This is a genomic window from Turneriella parva DSM 21527, from assembly GCF_000266885.1.
GTDB classification, from domain to species: Bacteria; Spirochaetota; Leptospiria; order Turneriellales; family Turneriellaceae; genus Turneriella; species Turneriella parva.
Genome location: NC_018020.1, coordinates 2991505 through 3013934, shown reverse-complemented (window position 1 = coordinate 3013934; position 22430 = coordinate 2991505). Strand labels below are relative to the sequence as shown.

19 protein-coding genes and 4 tRNA genes are annotated in these 22430 nt (G+C 53.2%); 8 read left to right on the top strand and 15 right to left on the bottom strand.

The window, feature by feature from the left end; genetic code table 11:
* Positions 1-33: 33 nt before the first annotated feature.
* The 12 genes from rpoC to TURPA_RS14315 form a co-directional block, all read right to left on the bottom strand.
* The gene (rpoC, locus tag TURPA_RS14370; protein WP_014804026.1) at positions 34-4332 is read right to left on the bottom strand and encodes a DNA-directed RNA polymerase subunit beta'; all 4299 of its coding nucleotides are present in this window, start codon (positions 4330-4332) and stop codon (positions 34-36) included.
* 28 nt (positions 4333-4360) lie between these two features.
* Positions 4361-8101 (bottom strand): DNA-directed RNA polymerase subunit beta, encoded by a 3741-nt coding sequence (gene rpoB / locus TURPA_RS14365; protein ID WP_014804025.1) that lies wholly within the window; start codon positions 8099-8101, stop codon positions 4361-4363.
* A 119-nt stretch (positions 8102-8220) separates the two neighbouring features.
* Positions 8221-8595: a 50S ribosomal protein L7/L12 gene (gene rplL, locus TURPA_RS14360; RefSeq protein ID WP_014804024.1), complete on the bottom strand. Its 375-nt coding sequence runs from the start codon at positions 8593-8595 to the stop codon at positions 8221-8223.
* Positions 8596-8649: 54 nt separating this feature from the next.
* Positions 8650-9177, bottom strand: coding sequence for a 50S ribosomal protein L10 (gene rplJ / locus TURPA_RS14355; RefSeq protein WP_014804023.1), 528 nt, complete (start codon positions 9175-9177; stop codon positions 8650-8652).
* Position 9178: 1 nt separating this feature from the next.
* Complete coding sequence (gene rplA / locus TURPA_RS14350) at positions 9179-9862, bottom strand: 50S ribosomal protein L1 (protein WP_014804022.1); 684 nt, start codon at positions 9860-9862, stop codon at positions 9179-9181.
* A gap of 1 nt (position 9863) precedes the next feature.
* On the bottom strand, positions 9864-10292 hold the full coding sequence (gene rplK, locus TURPA_RS14345) for a 50S ribosomal protein L11 (RefSeq protein ID WP_014804021.1): 429 nt from the start codon (positions 10290-10292) through the stop codon (positions 9864-9866).
* A 60-nt stretch (positions 10293-10352) separates the two neighbouring features.
* The gene (gene nusG, locus TURPA_RS14340; protein WP_014804020.1) at positions 10353-10889 is read right to left on the bottom strand and encodes a transcription termination/antitermination protein NusG; all 537 of its coding nucleotides are present in this window, start codon (positions 10887-10889) and stop codon (positions 10353-10355) included.
* Between the two features lies 1 nt (position 10890).
* A complete protein-coding gene (secE, locus tag TURPA_RS14335) occupies positions 10891-11076 on the bottom strand; it encodes a preprotein translocase subunit SecE (RefSeq protein WP_014804019.1) in 186 nt (61 codons plus the stop codon).
* A gap of 71 nt (positions 11077-11147) precedes the next feature.
* Positions 11148-11218 (bottom strand) — tRNA-Trp (locus tag TURPA_RS14330).
* Between the two features lie 52 nt (positions 11219-11270).
* Positions 11271-11343, bottom strand: a tRNA-Thr gene (locus TURPA_RS14325).
* Positions 11344-11502: 159 nt separating this feature from the next.
* A tRNA-Ser gene (locus TURPA_RS14320) sits at positions 11503-11591 on the bottom strand.
* Positions 11592-11648: 57 nt separating this feature from the next.
* A tRNA-Ser gene (locus TURPA_RS14315) sits at positions 11649-11735 on the bottom strand.
* 148 nt (positions 11736-11883) lie between these two features.
* Here TURPA_RS14315 and TURPA_RS14310 point away from each other — a divergent pair.
* From TURPA_RS14310 to TURPA_RS14300, 3 genes are read left to right on the top strand one after another with little or no spacing between them, the layout of a single operon-like run.
* Positions 11884-12867: an ABC transporter ATP-binding protein gene (locus TURPA_RS14310; protein ID WP_217157575.1), complete on the top strand. Its 984-nt coding sequence runs from the start codon at positions 11884-11886 to the stop codon at positions 12865-12867.
* Between the two features lie 16 nt (positions 12868-12883).
* Positions 12884-13321, top strand: coding sequence for a ribonuclease HI family protein (locus TURPA_RS14305; RefSeq protein WP_157210509.1), 438 nt, complete (start codon positions 12884-12886; stop codon positions 13319-13321).
* A gap of 7 nt (positions 13322-13328) precedes the next feature.
* A complete protein-coding gene (locus TURPA_RS14300; protein ID WP_014804016.1) occupies positions 13329-15503 on the top strand; it encodes an ATP-dependent DNA helicase in 2175 nt (724 codons plus the stop codon).
* Positions 15504-15567: 64 nt separating this feature from the next.
* Here the strand turns inward: TURPA_RS14300 and TURPA_RS14295 are convergent, their stop codons facing one another.
* Together TURPA_RS14295 and TURPA_RS14290 are read right to left on the bottom strand one after the other, a co-directional pair.
* A complete protein-coding gene (locus TURPA_RS14295; RefSeq protein WP_014804015.1) occupies positions 15568-16956 on the bottom strand; it encodes an MBL fold metallo-hydrolase RNA specificity domain-containing protein in 1389 nt (462 codons plus the stop codon).
* A gap of 66 nt (positions 16957-17022) precedes the next feature.
* A complete protein-coding gene (locus tag TURPA_RS14290) occupies positions 17023-18060 on the bottom strand; it encodes an Lsa36 family surface (lipo)protein (RefSeq protein ID WP_014804014.1) in 1038 nt (345 codons plus the stop codon).
* A 243-nt stretch (positions 18061-18303) separates the two neighbouring features.
* Between TURPA_RS14290 and TURPA_RS14285 the strand changes: the two genes are divergently transcribed.
* The 3 genes from TURPA_RS14285 to TURPA_RS14275 all read left to right on the top strand — a co-directional run bounded on the left by TURPA_RS14285 (position 18304) and on the right by TURPA_RS14275 (position 20694).
* Positions 18304-18609, top strand: a complete 306-nt coding sequence (locus TURPA_RS14285; protein ID WP_014804013.1) for a flagellar biosynthesis anti-sigma factor FlgM — start codon at positions 18304-18306, stop codon at positions 18607-18609.
* A gap of 97 nt (positions 18610-18706) precedes the next feature.
* Entirely contained in the window at positions 18707-19870 is a 1164-nt protein-coding gene (locus TURPA_RS14280) for an iron-containing alcohol dehydrogenase (protein WP_014804012.1), read from the top strand.
* Positions 19870-20694: an adhesin OmpL37 family surface protein gene (locus TURPA_RS14275; RefSeq protein ID WP_014804011.1), complete on the top strand. Its 825-nt coding sequence runs from the start codon at positions 19870-19872 to the stop codon at positions 20692-20694. The genes TURPA_RS14280 and TURPA_RS14275 overlap by 1 nt, the downstream gene beginning before the upstream one ends.
* Here TURPA_RS14275 and lpxD read toward each other — a convergent pair.
* Positions 20691-21761 (bottom strand): UDP-3-O-(3-hydroxymyristoyl)glucosamine N-acyltransferase, encoded by a 1071-nt coding sequence (gene lpxD / locus TURPA_RS14270; protein WP_014804010.1) that lies wholly within the window; start codon positions 21759-21761, stop codon positions 20691-20693. The two genes, TURPA_RS14275 and lpxD, sit on opposite strands and share 4 nt — an antisense overlap.
* 122 nt (positions 21762-21883) lie before the next feature.
* Between lpxD and TURPA_RS14265 the strand changes: the two genes are divergently transcribed.
* Positions 21884-22066: a hypothetical protein gene (locus tag TURPA_RS14265; RefSeq protein ID WP_014804009.1), complete on the top strand. Its 183-nt coding sequence runs from the start codon at positions 21884-21886 to the stop codon at positions 22064-22066.
* A 40-nt stretch (positions 22067-22106) separates the two neighbouring features.
* The gene (ppnP, locus tag TURPA_RS14260; protein WP_014804008.1) at positions 22107-22391 is read left to right on the top strand and encodes a pyrimidine/purine nucleoside phosphorylase; all 285 of its coding nucleotides are present in this window, start codon (positions 22107-22109) and stop codon (positions 22389-22391) included.
* Positions 22392-22430: the final 39 nt, after the last annotated feature.

Here is a 22430-nt window from a genome sequence, read left to right as displayed (position 1 = left end):
TGAACTTTCGACACACCGTCAATGCATCTGCCATTATTCCTCATCAGACTCTTCTTCTTCAGCGTCTTCACCCACTGCCCTGCCGGGAGGGGCTAACGCCGCTACTTCTTCTGGCTTTTCGCCACCCTGGTAGAGCTGATCGAGCTCTTCTTCGGTATAGAAAAGGTCGCCCATGACAGCCTTATAGGCGCGAATATCGCGGTAATCTCGCATACCCGTACCTGCAGGTATCAGGTGCCCGATGATGATATTCTCTTTCAGACCTTCGAGTGGGTCGTCTTTGCCCTTAATCGCCGCATCGGTCAGTACGCGGGTGGTTTCCTGGAAAGACGCCGCAGACAAGAAGCTTTCAGAGTTCAGAGAGGCCTTCGTCAGGCCCATCAGAATCGGGGTTGCAGTCGCCTCGGCACCACCATCCCGCTGAACACGCAGGTTCTCTGCTTTGAATATCGCACGGTCGACCTGGCTCATCGGCACAAATATTGTGTCGCCTGGATCAGTCACCTCGACCTTTCTCATCATCTGGCGGATAATGATCTCGATGTGCTTATCGTTGATATACACGCCCTGAAGGCGGTAGACTTCTTGAATTTCCCGCGTCAGATACCGCTGTGTGAGCTCTTCGCCCATGATGCGCAGCAGATCGTGCGGATCCATCACGCCGTCGTCGAGCGGTTCGCCGCGAATGACCATTTCACCGTCGTGAACCTGAATCTGCTTGTGCATGGGGATAGAGATCGAAACTGCATTTTCTTCTGCATCTTCGCCTTTGAGCCCCTCAGGAATTATTCTGAGCACGCGCTTATCGCGCACGATTTCACCGGTATCGCGCAGCAGGCCGTCGATGTCAGCCAGATGGCAGGGATCTTTCGGGTGGCGTGCCTCGAAAAGTTCGTCGATGCGCGGCAGACCACCGGTAATATCCCGGGTTTTCTCGGCTTTCGATTCGATCTTCGCGAGAATATCGCCTTCTTGTACCGTGCTGCCGTTGTCGATGGTCAGAATCGCACCCACGGGCAGCGGGGTTTCAGCGACGAGTTTGCCTTTCTCATAAATGTGCGCGCGCGGCACGAGTTTTTCGTTCTTGTAAGCGACAATCTTCTTGAGCTTGCCTACAGTGCGGTCTCCCGTGTCTTCGATACGCAGGTTTTTGCCGTCTTCAACGTCTACGAGCTCAAGGCGACCACTGTGTGTCGCAATAATCAGAGCGTTGTATGGGTCGTACTCGCAGAGCAGCTGCGCCGCTTTGAGAACCTGATTCTCTTCGATGTGCAGAACCGAACCCGCACCGAGCTGAATTGCGTATTCAGGGCCAAGCAGGTAAATATCGTTCTTCTCGACGAAAATCGTACCGGCAGCCGGCGAATACAGCATCGCGTCGGGGCCCTGTTTGTCTTTCAACTTACCGAGAACCTCACCCTTAATGAGTTTAGCACCGGCTTCGAGAGTGAATTCTGCAAACTGATTCTTGGTGTAGCGACCGAGAATCTGTGCAATCACCACCGAACCGCGTTTTGCGAGTATGCGCTGTTTCTGGCGATTCACAACCTGGCGGCCCTGAATCTGCAAGACCACGGAGTCATATGGCGCTTTGATAGTGCTCTCAGCCGATTTGGTCGTCGCTGTACCACCAATGTGGAAAGTACGCATCGTCAGCTGTGTACCCGGCTGACCGATTGACTGCGCGGCAATAATGCCCACCGCTTCGCCCTTCTCGACCGGCTGCAGTGTCGCAAGGTCGATGCCATAGCAGCAACCACACACACCCGTCACCGACTCGCAGGTCAGAATCGAACGCACTTTTACGGTTTCATAACCCAAAGTTTCAATCTGCGCTGCCATCTCATCGGTAATGAGGGTATTGCGAATGTAGATCACTTCGTCAGTATTCGGATCTTTAATGTCTTGTTGCAGGTAGCGTCCCGAAATTTTCTGGCGCAGTGTCACGATGACTTTTTCGCCTTCTTTGTCGGCGCTCATGTTGAAGCCTTCGTTCGTGCCGCAGTCTTCTTCTCGCACAATAACGTCTTGTGAAACGTCAACGAGGCGGCGTGTCAGATAACCTGCATCGGCAGTCTTCAGGGCCGTATCGGCAAGACCCTTGCGTGCACCTGAGGTTGAGATATAGAATTCGAGAACGCCGAGACCTTCTTTAAAGTTCGAGCGAATTGCGAGTTCGATAATGTCACCCGATGGCTTGGCCATAAGGCCCCGCATACCGGCGAGCTGGCGAATCTGTGATCGCGAGCCCCTTGCACCCGATATCGCCATGGCGTAGATCGGGTTAAATCCGCCCTGGTCTTCACTGAGCAGAGCAAAAAGATCTTCAGTAATCTTCTCGTTCGCGTTTGTCCAGATATCGATAACTTTCTTGTAACGCTCTTCGTTTGTGATTACACCCTTGCGGTGCTCGGTCTCAACGCGTTCGACTTCTTTGTTGGCCTTATCGATGATGCGTGCCTTCGACTCGGGAATTTTCACGTCTTCGATTGAAATCGTCGGCGCGAATTTCGTCGCCGACTGAAAGCCGAGCTTCTTGATCGCATCGAGAAAACGTACGGTTACCGCCGCGCCTTTCAGTTTATAGAGATCAGCGATGATCTCGTTCACTGTTTTGTTGGTGAGCGGCTTATTGACGTAAGGGTAATTCTGGGGCAGCAGCTGGTTGAAAATCAAACGGCCTGGTGTCGTTTCAAAGATTTTGTCAGCCTGCGCAAAACGCACCTTCGCGCGGTATTCGACAATACCACGGTCGATCGCGTAGTGCAGTTCGTCCATATTGTCATAGATGAAACCTTCACCCTTGGCGCCGGCAAGGTCTGCCGTCAGGTAATAGAGGCCGAGAATCATGTCTTGCGTCGGGCCGACGATCGGGTGGCCGTTCGCCGGGTTCAGCAGGTTATGCGCTGAAAGAATCAGCAGCCAGGCTTCTAGCTGCGCGCGGGGCGACAGCGGCACGTGAATCGCCATCTGGTCACCGTCGAAGTCTGCGTTGAATGCATGGCATACGAGCGGATGCAGCTGAATCGCCTTACCTTCAACGAGAACCGGCAAGAACGCCTGAATGCCGAGGCGGTGCAGCGTCGGTGCACGGTTCAGCAGAACCGGATGCTCATGAATCACTTCTTCGAGGCCTTCGAAAACTTCGCGCTCCTCATTTTCGATCATGCGCTTAGCAGATTTAATGTTCTGTGTGTACTCTTTATCTACCAGCCACTTCATAATGAAGGGCTTGAAGAGCTCGAGAGCCATCTTCTTCGGCAGGCCGCACTGGTAAATTTTGAGTTCGGGACCGACGACGATTACGGTACGACCAGAATAGTCGACGCGCTTACCGAGCAGGTTCTGGCGAAAGCGGCCCTGCTTGCCCTTGAGCATGTCAGAGAGCGACTTGAGAGGACGGTTGCCCTTGCCCTTAATCGACTTTTTGCGGCGGCTGTTGTCAAACAGCGCATCGACGGCTTCTTGCAGCATGCGCTTTTCGTTTGAAACGATAATATCGGGAGCCTTCAGACCCAGAAGACGCTTCAGGCGGTTGTTGCGGTTGATCACACGGCGATAAAGGTCGTTCAGGTCAGATGTTGCGAAACGACCGCCCTCGAGCTGAACCATGGGACGCAGCTCGGGTGGCAGCACCGGAATCGTGTCGAGCACCATCCACTCGGGACGGTTGCTGCTGTCGCGGAAAGCTTCGAGAATTTCAAGGCGCTTCAGAATTCGTTTGTCGCTGATCTTTTTCTTTGATTCGATACGCGCACGAATGAGGCGAATCTCTTCTTCGATGTTGACCATCGAGAGCAATTCTTTCACAGCGTCGGCGCCGATCGAAGCGTAGAATTTGTCGCCGTAGAGTTCGACCAGGCGGCCATGCTCTTCTTGTGTGATGAGCTGCTTGAGTTCCAGGCCAGATTCACCTGGGTCGATGACAACGTAGCGCTCAAAATACAGCACACTCTTGATGTCGTTTGCAGACATGTCGAGAACCAGCGCGATGCGGCTCGGCACGGTGCGGTAATACCAGATGTGTGCGACAGGGTATGAGAGTTCAATATGCCCCATGCGCTCGCGGCGTACTTTCGAATGCGTAACTTCAACACCGCATTTATCGCACATGACGCCTTTGTAGCGAATAGACTTGAACTTGCCGCAATAGCATTCCCAGTCTTTTGTGGTACCGAAAATTTTCTCACAAAACAGACCGTCACGCTCGGGTTTCAGCGTACGGTAATTGATCGTCTCGGGCTTCTTGACTTCGCCGTGCGACCATTCGCGCACCTTGTCGGGCGAAGCCAGTTTAATTCTGATTTTGTTAAAGTCGTGAAACTCTCTCATTTTTTCTCCGTGCTGTATCGTGTCACGTTCAAGTATTCTCTACCGAATCGACTTTAATGCGACGTCTGATCCGTGAAAACTCGTCATCCATATCTGAAATCTCGATCGGTCTCCCTTCAGAGTCGAGAATCGTAATATCGAGCGCGAGTGAACGTATCTCACGAATGAGAACGTTAAAGCTTTCGGGTACGCCTGGCTTAATCGCGTGAATACCTTTCACAATCGATTCATAGACGCGCGCGCGGCCCTGCATGTCGTCTGACTTCACAGTCAGAAGCTCTTGCAGCGTGTGTGCCGCGCCGTACGCTTCAAGCGCCCAGACTTCCATTTCACCGAGACGCTGGCCACCAAACTGCGCTTTGCCGCCCAGAGGTTGTTGCGTGACGAGTGAATAAGGGCCAGTTGACCTTGCATGCATTTTGTCTTCAACCATGTGGTGAAGCTTCAGCATATAGATCGTGCCCACAAAAGCCGGCTGCAAGAAATAGTCGCCCGTACGACCATCGCGAAGCGGAATCTTTGAATGCGAAGCAAGCTTTGCCTTCTGCGCATAGTCTTGCACGTCTTCCCATTTTGCACCGTCAAAGACCGGGGTTTCAAAATGGATACCGAGCGTCTTGCCGATGTACGCGAGCTGCGTTTCAAAAATCTGACCGAGGTTCATACGTGAAGGTACACCGAGGGGATTCAGAACGATATCAATGGGCGTGCCATCGGGCAGCATCGGCATATCGGCCTCGTTCAGAATGGTCGAGATAACGCCTTTGTTACCGTGACGGCCCGCCATCTTGTCGCCGACAGAAATTTTACGCTTCTGCGCTACATAAACCTTGACTGCTTCGACAATGCCTGCTGGCAGTTCGTCGCCCTCGTCGCGCTTGAAGCGTACGATATCGACCACGATACCTGCATGGCCGTTGGGCACACGCAGCGATGAGTCGCGCACTTCTTTCGCTTTTTCGCCGAAGATCGAGTGCAGCAGTCGGTATTCAGGGGTCAGATCGGTTTCTCCTTTAGGAGTTACCATGCCCACGAGAATATCACCGGCACGCACTTCTGCGCCCACCCGAATGATGCCTTCATCGTCGAGATCGCGAAATGCACGCTCGCTGATATTCGGAATATCACGGGTGATGATTTCCCGGCCGAGTTTGGTTTCACGGGCCTGAATCTCAAATTCTTCAATGTGAATACTCGTAAATGTGTCATTCTTCACGAGCTTCTCTGAAAGAATGATCGCATCTTCGAAGTTATAACCGTCCCATGGCATGAAGGCCACGGTGATGTTCTTGCCGAGCGCGAGCCTGCCCATCTTCGTCGCGAGACCGTCAGCGAGAATTGTCGCTTTGCGCGCATTGTTGCGGTTGGGCTGGTCGAGACGGCCTTTGATGATTTCACCTGCGAGCAGGTCACCGCGGTATACAAAAGCGCCCTCTTGTACGAACGGCTTCATGCTGCCCTGAAATGTCACCATCGGAAAGCTGAAGATTTTGCCGTTCTCAGCTTCGAGGCGCATTTCCGTTTTGGAGATCGAAATGATTTTGCCGTTTTCGGGCGCATTGTGGCACCCGACGAGCGCCTGGTGGTTGAGCGTTGTGCTCTGGTTCGTGCGCTTGAACTTCACGAGACGGTATTTATCTTTGGTACCATCTTCGCGTTCGACTTCGATCGCGTCAGCGTCGACTTTCGTCACCACACCGTCGCGGTCTGCAATCACACACACGCCCGAATCATAGGCAATGGGCAGTTCCATACCCGTGCCGACAAACGGCATATCGGGGGTCAGAAGAGGCACTGCCTGGCGTTGCATGTTCGAACCCATGAGCGCACGGTTGGCGTCGTCGTGTTCGAGAAACGGAATAAGGCTCGTGGAGAGCGAAATAACCTGTGTCGGGGCTACATCCATCAGCTGAATTTCTTCAGGCGACTTCAGCGGAAAGTCACCGCGATAGCGGCAGCTGACAAGTTTGTCGAGAAATGCACCGTCTTCGCCCAACTTTGCGTTTGCCTGAGCGACGACGTAATGGTCTTCTTCGTTGGCAGACAAGAACATCGTCTTGCCGGTATCTTTACCCTTCTCTACAACACGGTAGGGTGTTTCGACGAAACCGTAGGGGTTAAGGCGCGAGTACGTCGCCATTGAAGTGATGAGGCCGATGTTTGGGCCTTCTGGGGTTTCAATCGGGCAGAGGCGGCCATAATGCGTGTAGTGCACGTCGCGCACTTCGAAACCGGCGCGTTCGCGCGTGAGGCCACCTGGCCCGAGAGCGTTGAGGCGGCGTTTATGCGTAATTTCAGACAGGGGGTTCGTCTGGTCCATGAACTGAGACAATTGGCTCGCACCAAAAAATTCGTTGATGACCGCTGTAATTGGCTTAATCGAGATGAGCAGCTGCGGCGTCATGATATCGACGTCATTCATGCTCATACGCTCTTTCACCACACGCTCCATGCGCGTGAAGCCGGCCTTCATCTGCGTGGTCAGAAGTTCGCCCACCGTGCGCACGCGGCGGTTACCCAAGTGGTCGATATCGTCGTATTGGTAACCAGGAACTTCATGAATCAGATTCACCATGTACTTGCAGGTTTCGACGATATCGATGGGGCGCAGGGTTTGCGTGTCCGCATTTTCGCCGAACTCTTTGCTGTTCAGGTGCTTGAAGCGTGCATTAATCTTGTAACGACCGACGCTGCCCATGTTGTAGGTTTTTGGGTCGAAGAACAGGCGGTGCAGCTCTGCACTCGCCCGTTCGATGTTCTTCACACGCTTTTCAGCGTCACCGTGGTCGGGACTGTAGTCGAGTGGCTTCTGGTGCTTGATGAACTCCATCAGCGCTTCTTCGGTTGAATTGACGCCGTCTTTGTCGAGCGACTGAAACACAACGCGGTGGTCTACCGCACCCTTGTTCACAATTACTTCGATTTTGTCAATTTTGGCGTCTTTGAGTATGTCAAGGTTATCTTCGTTGAGCGCCTGACCTGCTTCTATGAGTATTTCACCCGTTTCAGGGTTGGCGACGTCTGTGAGAATGCGGCGCCCGATAAATTTCTGCAACGCTTTTGACTGTACGCCTTTGATCGTCACTGATTCTGACTCGTAGAAGAGGCGCAGAATCTGCTCGTTGGTTCCGTAACCGAGCGCTTTCAACAGCAGCGTGAAAGGGAACTTCTTGCGGCGATCGATGCGCGCAATCAAGAGGCCTTTGGCGTCCATTTCGAATTCGAGCCATGAACCTTTATGGTCAGGTATAATGCGCGATGAGAAAATATTCTTCGCGTCATCAAAGAAAATAAAGATACCTGGAGAACGGTGAAGCTGGTTAACAATAACGCGTTCAGCTCCATTGATGATGAATGTGCCGGTTGGCGACATCATCGGCAGATCACCCATGTAGACTTCTTGTTCGCGCACTTCGCCGGTTTCAATCGCGATGAGGCGAATTGTCGCCTTCAGCGGCGCAGCGTAAGTTAATCCGTTTACTTTGCAATCCCAGATGTCGCGTTTTGGTTCGCCGAGAGTATACTCGACAAATTCAAGCACAACGTCGCCGTTTGAGCTTTCGATCGGGAAACTATCTTCAAAGACTGACTGCAGACCGATGCGCTTGCGCTTGGCCGCCGACGTGTCTACCTGCAGAAATTCGTTATACGAAGCAGTCTGCACCTCGATAAGAGGCGGGATATCCAGCGATTTGCTGATGCTCCCAAAATTGACAATCTTGAACGACGAGGTATCCTCGCCTACTCGGACGACATTAGAATCTGACATTTTGCTCCTCTGACCTAAGCTAAAAACAACATAAACCTAGCGGCTCCCCGGGGGCAACAATGCCACCCCCAAAAAGCCGGTAGGTTAATAAAGAAAATTGTAAGGAAGAAAAAGCTGCATTACTTGAGCGCGATCTTGCCGCCCAAGGCCTCAATTTCTTTCTTAATTTTTTCAGCTTCTTCTTTGGAAACGCCCTCTTTCAGAACGCCTGTACCGCCCTCAACGAGCTTCTTCGCGTCCATCAGGGGAAGGTTTGTGATTTCACGCACTTTCTTGATTGCGTCTACTTTCTTATCGCCTGAAAATCCTTCGAGTACAACATTGAATTCAGTCTTTTCTTCAGCTGCAGGGCCACCGGCCGCTGGTGCTGCAACAGCTGCAACCGCTACGGGTGCTGCCGCTGAAATACCGAATTTATCTTCCATCGCCTTGACGAGTTCTGCCGCTTGCACTATCGTGAGCGAGCCAATTTTGTCTAACAGTTCCTGTACCATACTAACTCCTTAAACTTTCCCCATTCGTTTCTCTAAGTATCTCTACTAAGACAATTATTTGCCGTTCTTCTCGGCGACACTCTGAATGCCACGCGCCAGTGACGCGATGACATTGTTAAGTGTACCAGCGATTTTGGTCGCGGGTGAATTGAGCATTGCAGCGATCTGAGCCAGAATCTGCTCTTTGCTTGGCAGATCGGCAATCGCTGTAACACCTTTTGCATCGAAATATGTGTTCTCCATGACCGCTGCGGTCACCTTGAGCTTCTCATTTTCTTTGCTGAAATCACGAAGTACTTTTGCAATCGCTGGCACATCAGCGCCAGTAAATGCGATTGCATTGGGCCCGCGCAGCGTCGTATCAAACGGAAATTCACCGGCGACTCCCGATTCTTTCAGCGCAATGCTGAAAACGTTGTTCTTTACGACTTTGTACGAAGCACCTGCTTCGCGCAATTTTTTGCGCAATGTGCTGATCTGCGCCACATCGAGACCCTGGTATTGGGTCACAATGAAATTTGGATGGCTTTTCAGCTCGTTTGCGTATTCGGCCTTGAGGTCAGTTTTAACTGCTGATGGCATATTAGCGCATTTCCTTGATGTTGATTTTGATAGCCGGAGTCATCGTGCCGGCGACGTACATGCCGACTACGTAGTCACCTTTCGCATCTGACGGCTTGTCTTTCAGTATTGCCTGGAACACCATTTCGGCATTGTCTTTCAGTTGGTCTGCGTTGAACGAGAGACGCCCCATGGGAACGTGAACCACACCCGTTTTGTCGGCGCGGTATTCGATGCGGCCCGAAGTCAGCTGCGCGATAATACCCTTCATGTCAGTTGTCACCGTGCCCGACTTTGGCTTCGGCATGAGGCCACGCTTACCAAGTACCTGACCGAGCTTACCGACATCTTTCATCATGTCAGGCGTTGCGACAACGAAGTCGAAATCTACCCAGCCACCCTGAACTTTCTGAATCATGTCGTCGTCACCCACGTAGTCGGCACCAGCTGCCCTTGCCTCTTCAGCCTTGTCGCCTTTTGCAAAGACGAGAATCTTCACCTTCTTGCCAGTGCCATGCGGCAACTGCACAATGCCGCGCACATTCTGCGAGCTCTTGTAGCGAACGTTAAAATGACCTTCGAGGGTTGAATCGAATTTCGTATAAGTCAGTTCTTTAAGCAATTTCATTGCATCGAGCAATGAATACTCTTTATCAGGATTTACTTTTTCAGCCGCTGCGCGGTATTTTTTGCCGTGACTTGCCATATTACCCCTGAACCGTTACACCCATTGAGCGAGCCGTACCTGCGATAATCAGCTTCGCTGCTTCGATATCATTTGCATTGAGGTCAGGCATTTTCTGCTTCGCAATAGCCTCGAGCTGCGCCTGGGTGAGCGAACCGACCTTTTCTTTATGTGGCACTTTTGAACCGCTCTCGATTTTAGCTGCCTTCTTAATGAGGTCACTCGCGGGTGGCACCTTAGTAATGAACGTAAACGAGCGATCTGAGAATACTGTGACGATTACCGGTATCATGCTCCCAGCCTGAGCCTGGGTTTTTGCATTGAACTGCTTACAAAACTCCATCAGGTTGACACCCTGCGGGCCGAGAGCGGTACCGACCGGTGGCGCAGGGTTTGCCTTGCCTGCCGGAATCTGGAGTTTTACCTGCGCGATAATCTTTTTTGCTGCCATAAATAATGCCTTAAGTGAACTTGCGAGCTACCATTTTCCAAAATTGTGACATGCCGCAAACTATATTTTACTTACTTGCAGGTAATCGAGCTCTACCGGGGTTGCCCGGCCGAAAATCTCTACCCTGACGCGAACTTTGCCCTTTTCTGGGTTCACATCATCGACTGTACCCTGAAAATTGGCAAAAGGACCGTCGATAATCTTCACAATTTCGCCTTCTGTGAAGAAAATACGCGTTGTTTGCTTCTCTTCTGCCGCAGCCGAGCCCATTTCGGTGAAGAGAGCATGCATCTCTTCTTCGCTTAGAACCTGAGGCTCAGCCCCGGCACTGACGAAGCCCATAATGCCGGGCAGCGCGCGAATGCGGTGCTGCAGCTCGTCGGTCAGGTCGCATTCAATAAATACATAGCCGGGCATGAGCTTTTTCTTAACGATGCGCTTTTTGCCACCGCGCAGCTCTGCCATTTCGTGCAGCGGAATCTTGATTTGGCCGACTTTTGAGCCGTCTGGCCACTTGTCTTTCTGCCGTTCGAGCAGCTTCTTGACCTTGTCTTCATGCGACGACAGCGTCGTCACGACATACCACTGCATTGCCATATCAGCCGCCAATCAGGGCGCTGAGCGCCCGCTCGACCCCGCCGTCGACGAGATAAATGAGAACAGCGAAGATTATAACGGTGACAAACACGACGAGAGTCGAACGCGATACTTCGTCCCACGATGGCCAGGTCGCCTTGCGCAATTCGGCGCGGGCTTCTGCGAGAAATGTCCAAATCTTTTTCATATCTCTCCTTTCTCAATGGCGGAGGCACTGCCTCACGCACACAACGCAAAGACTCGTCTTCGCGTTCACTTCAGGGCAGGAAGGAATCGAACCCTCATTAACGGTTTTGGAGACCGTCGTTCTACCGTTGAACTACTGCCCTAATAATTTCACATAACGTGTTCGGCTGCGCCGAACTCAATATGCTTCTGTTTAGCCCACAACCGGAATCGAACCGGTGACCTCTTCCTTACCATGGAAACGCTCTACCGACTGAGCTATGTGGGCAAATGCCCCGGAGGGGCATTTCACCCACATAGCCAGTCGGCCTGCCGACTGTGATCGTCTTCGATCTCCGGAGCGAGATGCTCTGCATTTCGCGGAGGTGCTATGTGGGCCAAGAGATTACGCAGCTCAGTCGGTTCGCGAGCCGCATAAACCCTTTTTCGGAGTGGGAGGGATTCGAACCCTCGGTACCGGTTACCCAGTACAACAGTTTAGCAAACTATCGCATTCGACCACTCTGCCACCACTCCACTAATTTTCACCAAAACACGCACCCCGCTTTAGCGGGGTGCGTGTTTTGATAATTGCGGAGGAGGTAGGATTCGAACCCACGAGACCCGTGAAGGCCTAACGGTTTTCAAGACCGCCGCATTCGACCACTCTGCCACTCCTCCAGAAAAATTACTGCCCGATGGTCTGAGCAATAAAAAAAGACACCTGCGTGTCTGCCTATACTGAAACTAAAAATTAGACAATGCGTCAATACATAAAGGTTTTACAGCGCGAGACAAGTTGTGTCTTTCGCTGAAGGCAAAGAGCTACATGACAACCAGTGCCCTGACCTCTGAAACACCCGCAATGACCGCCCCGCTGATCTCAATCCGCAATTTACGCCTCGAATTTGAAGCACCAGGCCGGTCGGTTTACGCGCTGCGCGGTATCGACCTCGACGTCGCACCCGGCGAAATTCTCGCGATCGTCGGTGAATCGGGCAGTGGCAAGTCGGTGACGGGGCTCAGCATTCTCGGCCTGCATGGCAAGAATGCGCGCGTCTCTGGCGAAGCGAATATGGGTGGTAAAAACCTGCTCGCACTCGATGAAGAAGCGATGCGAAAGTACCGCGGTCGGCGCATCGCGATGATTTTTCAAGAGCCGATGACCGCGCTGAACCCGGTTTTCACCGTGGGCTACCAGATTCTCGAAATTCTATCGCTGCACGCCGGCCTCAAGGGTGAGTCGGCCGAAGCCCGCGCCATTCAGTTGTTTCAAAAGGTGGGTATTCCCGAACCTGCGCTGCGCCTCAAGAGTTATCCATTTCAGCTTTCGGGCGGTATGCGGCAGCGCATTCTGATTGCGATGGCAATTGCCGCCGGCCCCGAACTCATCATTGCCGACGAACCCACGACGGCGCTCGATGTGACGATTCAGGCGCAGATTTTGAGATTACTCAGAGAAATTAATGAGACCGAACGAACGGCGATGATGTTTATCACGCACGACCTTGGCATTGTCGCAAAGCTTGCGCACCGCGTCGCAGTCATGTACGCGGGCGAAATCGTCGAACTGGGCAGCGTCGCTGAAATTTTTGCATCACCCAGGCACCCTTACACACGTGCACTTCTTGCCTCTGTCAACACCGCCGAACGCGGGCAAAAACTCAACGCGATACCCGGCGCCCCGCCGACGCTCACGGCTCGCCCCGCGGGCTGTGCATTCGCCGCGCGCTGCACCCTGAAAGAAGACCGCTGCGACACCCCCGTGGCGATGCAGACCGACGGCAGCCGTACCTGGCGCTGCATTCACTGAACTGGCGATGAACCCCGTGTCTGAACCGATAAACATCTATTGCGATGGCGCGTCGCGCGGCAACCCGGGGCCTGCCTCGTTCGGTGTTGCCGCCTTTTCGGGTAATGAGGATGTCTCCCTGGGCCGTTTCAAGAACGACGAGAAGACAGCTCTTTTCACCATAGAACAGAAACTCGGCAACAGAACGAATAACGAGGCCGAATACGCTGCGATTCTCGCGGCGCTGAATAAATGTATTGAACTGAAAATTGAGGCGCCGCGACTGATCTCTGACAGCGAGCTGGTGATCAGACAGCTGCAGGGGCGCTACAAAGTTAAGGGAGAAAATCTCAAGGGCCCGTATGCCGAAGCGCTCAGACTCGCGGCGGTGGTGAAGCCGCAGCTGGTGCATGTTCCGCGTGAGAAGAACCAGATCGCCGACTTTCTCGCCAACCGCGCGCTCGACACACCCTGAGTTTTCCATGGCAGAAGAAGATCAAGACGAGCTACCGTCGGGCCGTTTACCACCCTGGTGCAATGCCGATGAACTCACCGAAATTCAGGGTGATTCGATTGAAGTTGCGATAGCAGAACATTCGGTCGGCACGGCTGCCCTGGGTGCCGTCTGCGCAGCCGCGTTTGAACGCATCGGTGCGGCACTGCCCGACTACCAGATGCGCGATGCGCAGGTGCAGATGGCGCAGCAGATTCTGCGCTCGTTCTACCGCGAGCGTAACGCGGTGATCGAAGCCGCGACGGGCGTCGGCAAGTCTTTTGCGTATGTCGTTGCGTCTTTGGCCTACAATTACCTCACGGGCGAACGCGTGCTTATCGCGACCGAGACCAAAGCATTACAGTGGCAACTCTTTGAAAAAGACCTGCCCTTCATTCGCCGCGCACTCGACCCTGATTTGCGTTTCGAGCTTTGCCTCGGCTCTGCAAATTATTTCTGCCGCCTGCGCTACGAGCAGATGATCAACGAGGGTAGCTTTCGCGATCTGATCGAAGAAGACAAACTCGCCGAAGTGCGCGCCTGGGCAGGTGAAGTCATGACCGACTTTGCACGCTCGGGCAGCCGGTTCGAAGATACCCCCAAAATTCCCGAATCGGTGTGGCGGCTCGTGACGCGCGACAGCGATGGTTGCCCGGCAAACCGCTGCCCGCATTACGGCAACTGCAACTATTACCGCGAACGCAAAAAGTGGAGCGATGCGCAACTGCTGGTCGCGAACCACCACCTGTTGCTGTTTCATTTGCTGAACGACAAACACACGCTGCCCGAATATGGTGCGGTTGTCATCGACGAAGCGCACGGGCTTATCCGTACGGGTTACAGCATCTTCACTGCCAGCTTTGCCCGCAATGATTTTGCCGACCTGAAGAAGGGCATCGATAAACTGCTGATTTCGCATACGGGCATTCAGGGCGAACTCAAACAAGAAATCGAAGAGGTCACCGCAGCCTGCCTCACCCGCTGGGAAACTTTCTTCTCAAGGTGGGAGGTCGAAACCGACATGGTTTTTCAGAATTCGGGCACGGCGCTCATCAGGGCGAACATTGCCGACACTCCCGAAATCAACGCCCCGCTGATCGAACTCGCCGAGCGCTACGATTCTCTCAAAACAGAAGACACTGAGGCTTCGCTACTGGGTACAATCAACGCGCAACTTAAACAGATTCGTAAAATGGCGGCTTTCGCGGGTATGTACAGTAAGTTCGACTCTCAGGGCATTGTCTACTGGGCAGAAAAGCGCGACGACCGTTTTCTGTTGCAGGCGTGCAGGCTGAATCTGGGAGAAACCCTCGCCGACCTCATGCCCGAACTTCGCCTCTATACTTCGGCAACGATCGGCTATTGGCCATTCGCCGATTTTCCGTCCCGAAAATCTGATCTGATTCAGCGCGGTTTTTTTAACCGCTTTCTGGGAGACGCGCTGCCGCTCGCCGAAGAAGGCAGCGTCGACTGTAATATTTTCTTTTCTCCCTTTAACTACCGCGAACATGCGGCGCTCTATGCCCCCGAGCATCTGCTGATACCGGAGCATGGCTCACCGCCGCACGTACAGGCCGAATATTTCGACCGGTTGGCAGAAGAGATCGCGGCGCTGACGTCGGTTTCAGGCGGCGGGGCTTTGGTGCTTTTTACATCGAACTACAACCTGCAACAGATTGCCGAGAGGCTCGTGACCATGACCGACCTCGAGGTCATTTCACAGCTCGAAGACGGCGTACAAGATTCGCTTGCCCGCTTTCGCCGCAACAAAGAGGCAATTCTATTAGGGTCGCAATCGTTCTGGCAGGGCATCGACGTCGCAGGTGACGGCCTGCGGCTCTTGATTATCACAAAACTCTTGTTCACGCCGCCCGACGACCCGATCTTCAAGGCGCGTTCAGAAATTCTCGAAGCGAAAGGCAAGCGCCCTTTTTTCGACCTGTCGCTGCCGCACGCTTCAACGATGCTGCGCCAGGCGTTTGGCCGTCTCATTCGCACCGAACGCGATAAAGGAGTCATCGCGCTGCTCGACAGCCGCATCTGGCAGAAGACCTATGGCAAGACTCTCATCGCGAACCTGCCGCGTGTGCAGGTGCTGCGCACATTCGCCGAGCTCGAACGGGCAAATGACAAATTTGGATTGCTGAAATACTCTCAGGACTAATGCGTCACCCTTCGACGAGCTCAGGGTGACAACTGGTCATGGTGAGCCTGTCGAACCATGGCCATTACCCGCAGGGTAAGTAGTAAGTGCTTTGATACCTCGGCAGTTCGATCTGCGCGCCGCTCATGAAATTCAGATTCTTCGCCAGATTCTCACGCGAAGCATCTTCACCATGGTTGATGTAGATGCGCTCTACACCTTCGCCCTTGAAAGGTCGCATCCAGTCGATGAGGCCTGCGAGGTCGGCGTGCGCAGAAAACGACTGCAGCTGCGCGACCATCGCGCGCACCGGCACCTCTTTGCCATAGATATTCACACGATTTGCCCCTGTCATAATCTGGTGTGCGAGCGTGCCTTCGCCTGCATAGCCGGTAAAGAGCACAAAATTGCGCGAGTCACCCAGCCGGTGCTCGAGGTGGTGCACCACCCTGCCCCCGGTACACATACCCGATGCGCTCACGACGATCATCGGGCCCGGCGCTTCGACGAGTGCGCGGCTCTCATCGGCGTTCTTCACCAGAATCATATTGCGCGATTTGAGAAACTCAAAAAAGCCTGAGCCGGCAACCTCGGCGACGAGCTCGCTCTTGAAGCGACTGTACGCCTGCGTCGCCTTCACCGCCATCGGCGAATCGAGCACAATGCGCATCGTCGGTATCTTCTTCTCCATCATCATGCGGTAGAGAACGTAGAGGGCGATCTGCGCGCGGCCGATCGCGAACGCAGGCATGAGCAAAATGCCGCGCCGTTCGGTGACATAGCGCACCGCGTCGGCGATCTTCTTTTGGTAATCTTCTTCGACACGCAGCCGGTCGCCGTACGTTGACTCGATCACCACGTTCTGCGCCATCGGCGGCCTTTTGAGTGGCTTATGAAAAAAGGTGGATTCAGGCCCGATATCGCCGCTGAACACCATGCTGAATCCTTTGCGCCAGACGTTCAGGTGAGCGGCGCCAAGAATGTGACCGGCCCACGTATAGCAGAAACGAAACGGGCCGACCCGAAAGTTGCGGTTATAGCCGACAGTAACCAAAAAATCCAACGCTTTTTCGCCGTCTTCTTTGGTGAAGAGCGGGGCGTCGAGACCGAGCTTCTTGACTTCTTTGCGCGAAAGCTGCCTAAACTCTTCTTCTTGAATGTTGCCCGCGTCGGGCAGAATAATTTCGAGCAACTTCGCGGTAGGTTTCGTGCAGTAGATCTTGCCGCGAAACCCCTCGCGCACAAGCCGCGGTATCAAACCCGAATGGTCGATGTGCGCGTGCGTGAGCACGATCGCGTCGATCGTTTCAGGGTGGCTTTCGAGCGGCAGGTAGTTGCGTGCCTCGACATACTTGGGCCCCTGATAGAGACCGCAGTCGATATAAACACGGTAACCCTGGTATTCAAGAAGAGTGCGCGAGCCGGTCACAAAACCGGCCGCGCCAAGAAACTGCACGCGAACAGCGTCGCGCATCTGGGCGGGCGAAAGATCGTTAGGTGCTATGCGCGCCCCCGCACGAAAAGTTATTTCTCTGAATGTTTACCAGGCTGCCCTTATACCTGCGTGTACGCCGTAGTTGCCGCCCAAAGATACATTACCCTGCGCGTAAATGCTAAGCAGGTTAGTATTTCTCAGCGGCACGAGGTTGAGCTGCGGCCCCGCGAAAAAGCGCAGGTGACCAAATGCAGGCCCTTGTTCTTCGCTGCCGGTGAGACTCGCTGTTCCGTTTACACCAGCAGGTGTACTGGTCACCGGACCGTTGAGGTTTGCTGCAACTTTGGAATTTCCGAAATTCAAGTCTACCGCAGCGCCGCCAAATATTGAGAGAATATAGAGGAGCCTCGCGCTCGTCGAAATTTCGAGCGGAACACTGAATGAATTGGCTTCGAGCACTAAGTTACTGTTAGAATTGGGCGTCCAATTGTAGGTGATCCCACCCGAAGATGGTGATATGCTCTGTCCGACCTTATAGGTAAGCGAATTGCTGCTGACATCGAAGCCAGTAGTAAAGGCCACACCGCCCCAGTTCAAAAGGCCCAAACCACCAATATTTTTGCCGTCGATAAACTTATATTGCGCGTGAATACCAAAGGTGTTGGTCTTCACACTGAGGCTGCTGACGATCGAGTCATTGGAGTATCCCATGAAATTGACGAAAATGGTTAGCTTCTTGAGGTCTACCGGGCCTAATGCAGGCACGGGTAGTTTTGACAAAGACATACCGGCCATTATTGAACCCTGAACACCTATACCGACCGGTGGCAGACCATTGCCGCTGGTTTGCACGTCAAAGCCTGAGGCACTACTAAAGCCTACACCACCGCTGCCGCCAACGACAAAAAGGCTGTGATCTGTGGCATAGGAAACACCCTGCCCCTTATTCGAAAGAGACTGTGCATTAGACATGCGCCCAAGAAAGTCAGTCATAGTCGGAACCTGAAACTGCTTCTCGATTTCAGCTTTCAAGACCGCATTGGCAGTCGCATCACCCGTATTGACATCTAAAACAATAGCTGCGTGTGCCTGTGAAATGGTAGCTATTGTAGCCATTATTGCGAATAATGAATATTTCTTCATTCTATATCTCCTGTTGCGAGCAAGCAGCTTTTTCGGTCGGTATGCCACCAGCCATGACACCCAATACCCTTGCCGGTTCATAAGCTCAAGCATTTTCTTGCCCTTTTTGGCACCCGGCAGCCAAAAGGGCAAGAAATCCCACGGGGCCATTTTTTTTGCTTTAAAAAACTGCTTGTCCTGCCGATATTGAATACAGAGTTATAGGCTACCTGAAACAAGGGGCCGTAGCTGGCGAGGGAGACCATGAATATAGACAAAATTAACAATGCCGGGCAAGTTCAGGCATTGAACGACAAAACGGGCGTCAAAGCGCAAGAAACCAAGAGCCCAGCTCTGGGTAACGACACTGTCTCGATTTCACAGGCCGCACTGCAGGCACGTGAAGCGGCGCAGGTGCAGAAGGCCGTCTCTTCAGCAAGCGACGTGCGCGCTGACCGCGTGCGTGAAGTTAAAGAGAAACTGGCGCGCGGCGAATACGACAACCCTTCAAACGAAGTGTTGGGCCACATCGCAGCGAAACTCACCACTGCAGTAAAAGCGGGCCAGTAGGCCGGCCAAAAGTCTTATAGAGGGGCATATCTCGCCAATTCCCTTTTATCAGCAACCGAAAAAGGCGGCGTCAGCCGCCTTTTTTTTGTAGGTTTTCATGCAAGGTATCAGCTGGGCACAGTTTTCAATACCGACGCGCATTCAGTTTGAAAGCGATTCCATTTTCAAAATCGGCAATTACGTCAAGCAGTTCGGCACGCGCATACTGCTGCTAAACCTCAAATCGGAGAACAAGAACCCGTCTGAGCTCACGGTATTAAAAAACGGCCTCACGAAACATTCTGACGGGGTAATTCTTTACGACGATCTCACGGCAGACCCGACGAGCGATCAGGTCGACTCAGCCGCCTACTTTACTAAAAAGGCGCACGCCGACGCGATCGTCGCGTTCGGCTCGATGGAAACCTTTGCGACCGCCAAATTGGTCTCCATTCTGGTAACGAACGCCGTCTTTGCCTCTGATGTTATTAACGGCCGCGCGAAAATCAAGAACGCTCCCCTGCCCCTGATCACTGTGCCTGTCGAACCTTCGCTCGGCGAAGAAATTTCACCGAGCTTCACGATACGCGACGCGGCTGATGGGCACAAGAAATACTTCGAGCACGAGCTGCTTTTTCCGGTAGCGACATTCTACGACCCCAAGGTTTGCGAGCACCTCACGTCAGACAGCGCAGCCAGACTCGGCGGCGCAACGCTTGCGTACGCGATCGAAAGCCAGCTGTCGCCTAAATCGAACCCGATCGCGAGCGCGCTGGCACTGCGCGCCATCGAGCTCTTGCGCCGAAACATACCCCAGCTGTACAAAGACCCGAAAAATGACAAACTCATCACAACGATGCTCTGGTCTTCGGCGATGATCTCGATCTCTGCCGTTTCGTCGCCCGTCGGGGTCGCCTTTTCTGTGGCAAATGCGCTCAACGCCCACGACAAAGTCAACTTCTGCGACGCGCTCTCGCTCATTCTGCCGCACGTTATGGAATATTACCTGACCGCTGCCCCGGCGCAGTACATCAACATTGCGCGCGCGCTCGGCGAAGACGTGAAAGATATCTCGGTCATTGAGGCTGCGATCAAGGCTGTTGAAGGTGTGCGCCGCCTGTTTCTCGAGGTCAACCTGCCGACACGGCTCTCTGAATTTGACGTCAAAAAACACGAACTTGAGGATATATCACGTCTTGCGTCGGTTTTTCCCCATCTTGAAAATGCGCCGCGCATGCTCACGCGCAATGAAATCGAGTCGATTCTGCTCGCCGCCTTCTGATGAAACCGCGCGTCGCCACAAAAGCCGCTTTTTTGCTTCTTCTCTGCCTCTCGCCAGCTTTGGCCAACTCACCCGACCGCGCGTTTTGTGAAAAAATACTCGGCGAAAATAAGCACTTTATTGATTTTATCAATTCAGGTATTTCAAACTTCGCAGGCGCCGATCACCTGAAAATTTTTCGCTCCGCCGCGCTCGAGCACTATAAAGCGCATAAGGAATATCTCTCAGGGCACTACAAAGAAACCCACGCTCACATCAGAGAGTCTCAGAATATTCTCAAAGACCTGTACCTCGGCGTACTCAACGACTACTACCAGAAAGATACCCGCGAGCTGCTCGAACGCAACTCTGCCATGATCATCGAAACGAAAGATGTGCGCGCTGCGCATTTTATGCGGCTCGGCTACCGCGATCTAAAGGTTTCAGAAATTTATGAAGGCAAAGGCTTCAACCACAACAAGCACCTCTATTCCACGAAGATTTGGTTTTATATCGACGCCATCAAATATGCGCGCCAGGCAAAACGCTACGCTTTTCTCGCGATTATCGAGAGCCAGACGCCCTACGCCGATAAAGACGACTTTAAACAGCAAACGATCGACGACTACTTCAATAAACCCGAACCCGAAAAACAGCGTGACTTCGACCGGGTGCAGTCACGCCTCATTAATCTCATCAATCGCAAGCTCGTGGTAAACAATTACAATTTCTTTTTTCACCATTTTGACAACTACGGTTATATCAATAACGGCAAGCGCAATGAATTCGAAGCGTTCGTCTCAGAGATGAGCACCTCACAAGAAAACAAAGCCAAACCGCGTTAATCCGGCGATCTTTGCTCTTCGGCTCGGGCTACGCCCGCAATTTCTTCAAGGTGGGCGACGCGCTTCAAGAGCGTGGGCAAATAACCCAGCGCATTGTTGATCTTATGCATTTCGCGGGCCGGCCGTGCAGGAATGCCAAAATACATGCCCCCGGGCTCTGAGCTCTGCGCCATACCCGTAAGCCCCATGACAAAAGTACCTTTTGCCAGCCGCACCCTTCCCGAAATGGCTGACTGCCCGCCCATGGTCACATGGTCGTCGACGATAACAGAACCCGCGAGAACAGTGTTACCCGCAATGTAGACATATTCTCCCACCTGGCAGTTGTGCCCGATGTGAACCTGGTCGTCAAGTTTCGTGTAATTGCCCACACGAGTCGACTCGATCGTTGCACGGTCGATAGTAACACTCGCCCCGATCTCGACGTGCGAACCGATTTCGACATTGCCGATCTGGGGAATTTTATAGCGCTTGTTATTTTTATCGTAGAAGCCAAAGCCATCGGCGCCGATCACCGTGCCACTGTGCACGATGCACTGCTCACCGATGCGAGTACCGAATTTGAGCACAACATGAGGATGTATAACCGTACCGGCGCCAATCTGCACATTCTGCTCGATCACTGAATTGGCATGGATAATGCAGCCTGCGCCGACGACTGCATCGCCGAGAATTACAACGCCAGGGCCAAGCACCGCCGATTCATGTACTTTTGCCGTCGGGTGCACAAAGAGCAGCGGCTCAGGCGCGTGAACAGCAGGGGGCACTGCCTCGAAAAATTCGAGCAGCCGGATAAAGGCCAGCCGCGGCTCAAGATCTGGTACAACGAGTGCAATCTGAAAATTTGCAGCAAGAGCCTCTGTCGTCAGGACTACCTCGCATTCGCGTGCGACCGGGTTCTCGTTGAGAACCTTTTTGCTTTCGACATAATAAATCAGGTCGCGATCGGGACGCCTCTGCGTGTCACGAACGCGCAACAGCTCAAGATCGCCGACTCCCTTGACCGCCCTTTGCGAGTCTCCCTGTACGCGGGCACCGATGCGCCCCGCAAGCTCTGCCAAAACCATCCGCCGCCCCTACACTTCAGGCGCTCAGCCGTCAAGCTTCAAAAAAGTTGTCGGGCAACTGGCCGCGCCTGCCGATAATATAACAGGCCTGACCTTATACCTGAAGGCCGCAGAGCAAATCTATGCAAAATGACGTGAATGGTAAACTGATTGAATTTTCCAGGGTGTTCGCGCCACCTGCACAAAAAGCAGGTGCGGTAAATACAAAAGCCGGTCAGGCGCTGATTCTTGAACCGCGAACGATTCGCCACCAGGAAAGAGTTGAAGATCTCTTCTACCTGCTCTTTCGCCGCACGGGAACCTGAACACAACGCGACGCTCTGTCGCGGGTTTCGATTTTAACCCATGATCAACGTAAACGAATATTTCGACGGCAAAGTGAAATCTCTCGCACTGACGGTTGCTGGTAATAAAGCCACCTGCGGCGTGATGGCCGCCGGCGAGTACGAATTCAATACAGGTCTCAAAGAAATCATGACAGTCGTCGCGGGTAGCATGGACGTGCAGCTTCCCGGTGCTTCATGGCAGACTTTTGCAGCCGGCAGCAAGTTCGAAGTGCCTGCGAATTCTAAGTTTCAGCTCAAGATACCCGCCGACGCGGCGTATCTGTGTGAATTTATTCCAGAATAAATATTATCTTAAGGGGATACTGCGTATCCCCTTATGAAT

What these genes read in the sequence shown, in the direction of transcription:
- TURPA_RS14300 (WP_014804016.1), top strand. Translation starts at nt 13,329, where the DNA reads ATGGCAGAAGAAGATCAAGACGAGCTACCGTCGGGCCGTTTACCACCC.
- TURPA_RS14275 (WP_014804011.1), top strand. Translation starts at nt 19,870, where the DNA reads ATGAAACCGCGCGTCGCCACAAAAGCCGCTTTTTTGCTTCTTCTCTGC.
- rplJ (WP_014804023.1), bottom strand. Translation starts at nt 9,177, where the DNA reads ATGCCATCAGCAGTTAAAACTGACCTCAAGGCCGAATACGCAAACGAG.
- TURPA_RS14285 (WP_014804013.1), top strand. Translation starts at nt 18,304, where the DNA reads ATGAATATAGACAAAATTAACAATGCCGGGCAAGTTCAGGCATTGAAC.
- TURPA_RS14295 (WP_014804015.1), bottom strand. Translation starts at nt 16,956, where the DNA reads ATGCGCGACGCTGTTCGCGTGCAGTTTCTTGGCGCGGCCGGTTTTGTG.
- ppnP (WP_014804008.1), top strand. Translation starts at nt 22,107, where the DNA reads ATGATCAACGTAAACGAATATTTCGACGGCAAAGTGAAATCTCTCGCA.
- secE (WP_014804019.1), bottom strand. Translation starts at nt 11,076, where the DNA reads ATGAAAAAGATTTGGACATTTCTCGCAGAAGCCCGCGCCGAATTGCGC.
- TURPA_RS14265 (WP_014804009.1), top strand. Translation starts at nt 21,884, where the DNA reads ATGCAAAATGACGTGAATGGTAAACTGATTGAATTTTCCAGGGTGTTC.
- rplK (WP_014804021.1), bottom strand. Translation starts at nt 10,292, where the DNA reads ATGGCAGCAAAAAAGATTATCGCGCAGGTAAAACTCCAGATTCCGGCA.
- rpoC (WP_014804026.1), bottom strand. Translation starts at nt 4,332, where the DNA reads ATGAGAGAGTTTCACGACTTTAACAAAATCAGAATTAAACTGGCTTCG.
- TURPA_RS14310 (WP_217157575.1), top strand. Translation starts at nt 11,884, where the DNA reads ATGACAACCAGTGCCCTGACCTCTGAAACACCCGCAATGACCGCCCCG.
- lpxD (WP_014804010.1), bottom strand. Translation starts at nt 21,761, where the DNA reads ATGGTTTTGGCAGAGCTTGCGGGGCGCATCGGTGCCCGCGTACAGGGA.
- rplA (WP_014804022.1), bottom strand. Translation starts at nt 9,862, where the DNA reads ATGGCAAGTCACGGCAAAAAATACCGCGCAGCGGCTGAAAAAGTAAAT.
- rpoB (WP_014804025.1), bottom strand. Translation starts at nt 8,101, where the DNA reads ATGTCAGATTCTAATGTCGTCCGAGTAGGCGAGGATACCTCGTCGTTC.
- rplL (WP_014804024.1), bottom strand. Translation starts at nt 8,595, where the DNA reads ATGGTACAGGAACTGTTAGACAAAATTGGCTCGCTCACGATAGTGCAA.
- nusG (WP_014804020.1), bottom strand. Translation starts at nt 10,889, where the DNA reads ATGGCAATGCAGTGGTATGTCGTGACGACGCTGTCGTCGCATGAAGAC.
- TURPA_RS14290 (WP_014804014.1), bottom strand. Translation starts at nt 18,060, where the DNA reads ATGAAGAAATATTCATTATTCGCAATAATGGCTACAATAGCTACCATT.
- TURPA_RS14280 (WP_014804012.1), top strand. Translation starts at nt 18,707, where the DNA reads ATGCAAGGTATCAGCTGGGCACAGTTTTCAATACCGACGCGCATTCAG.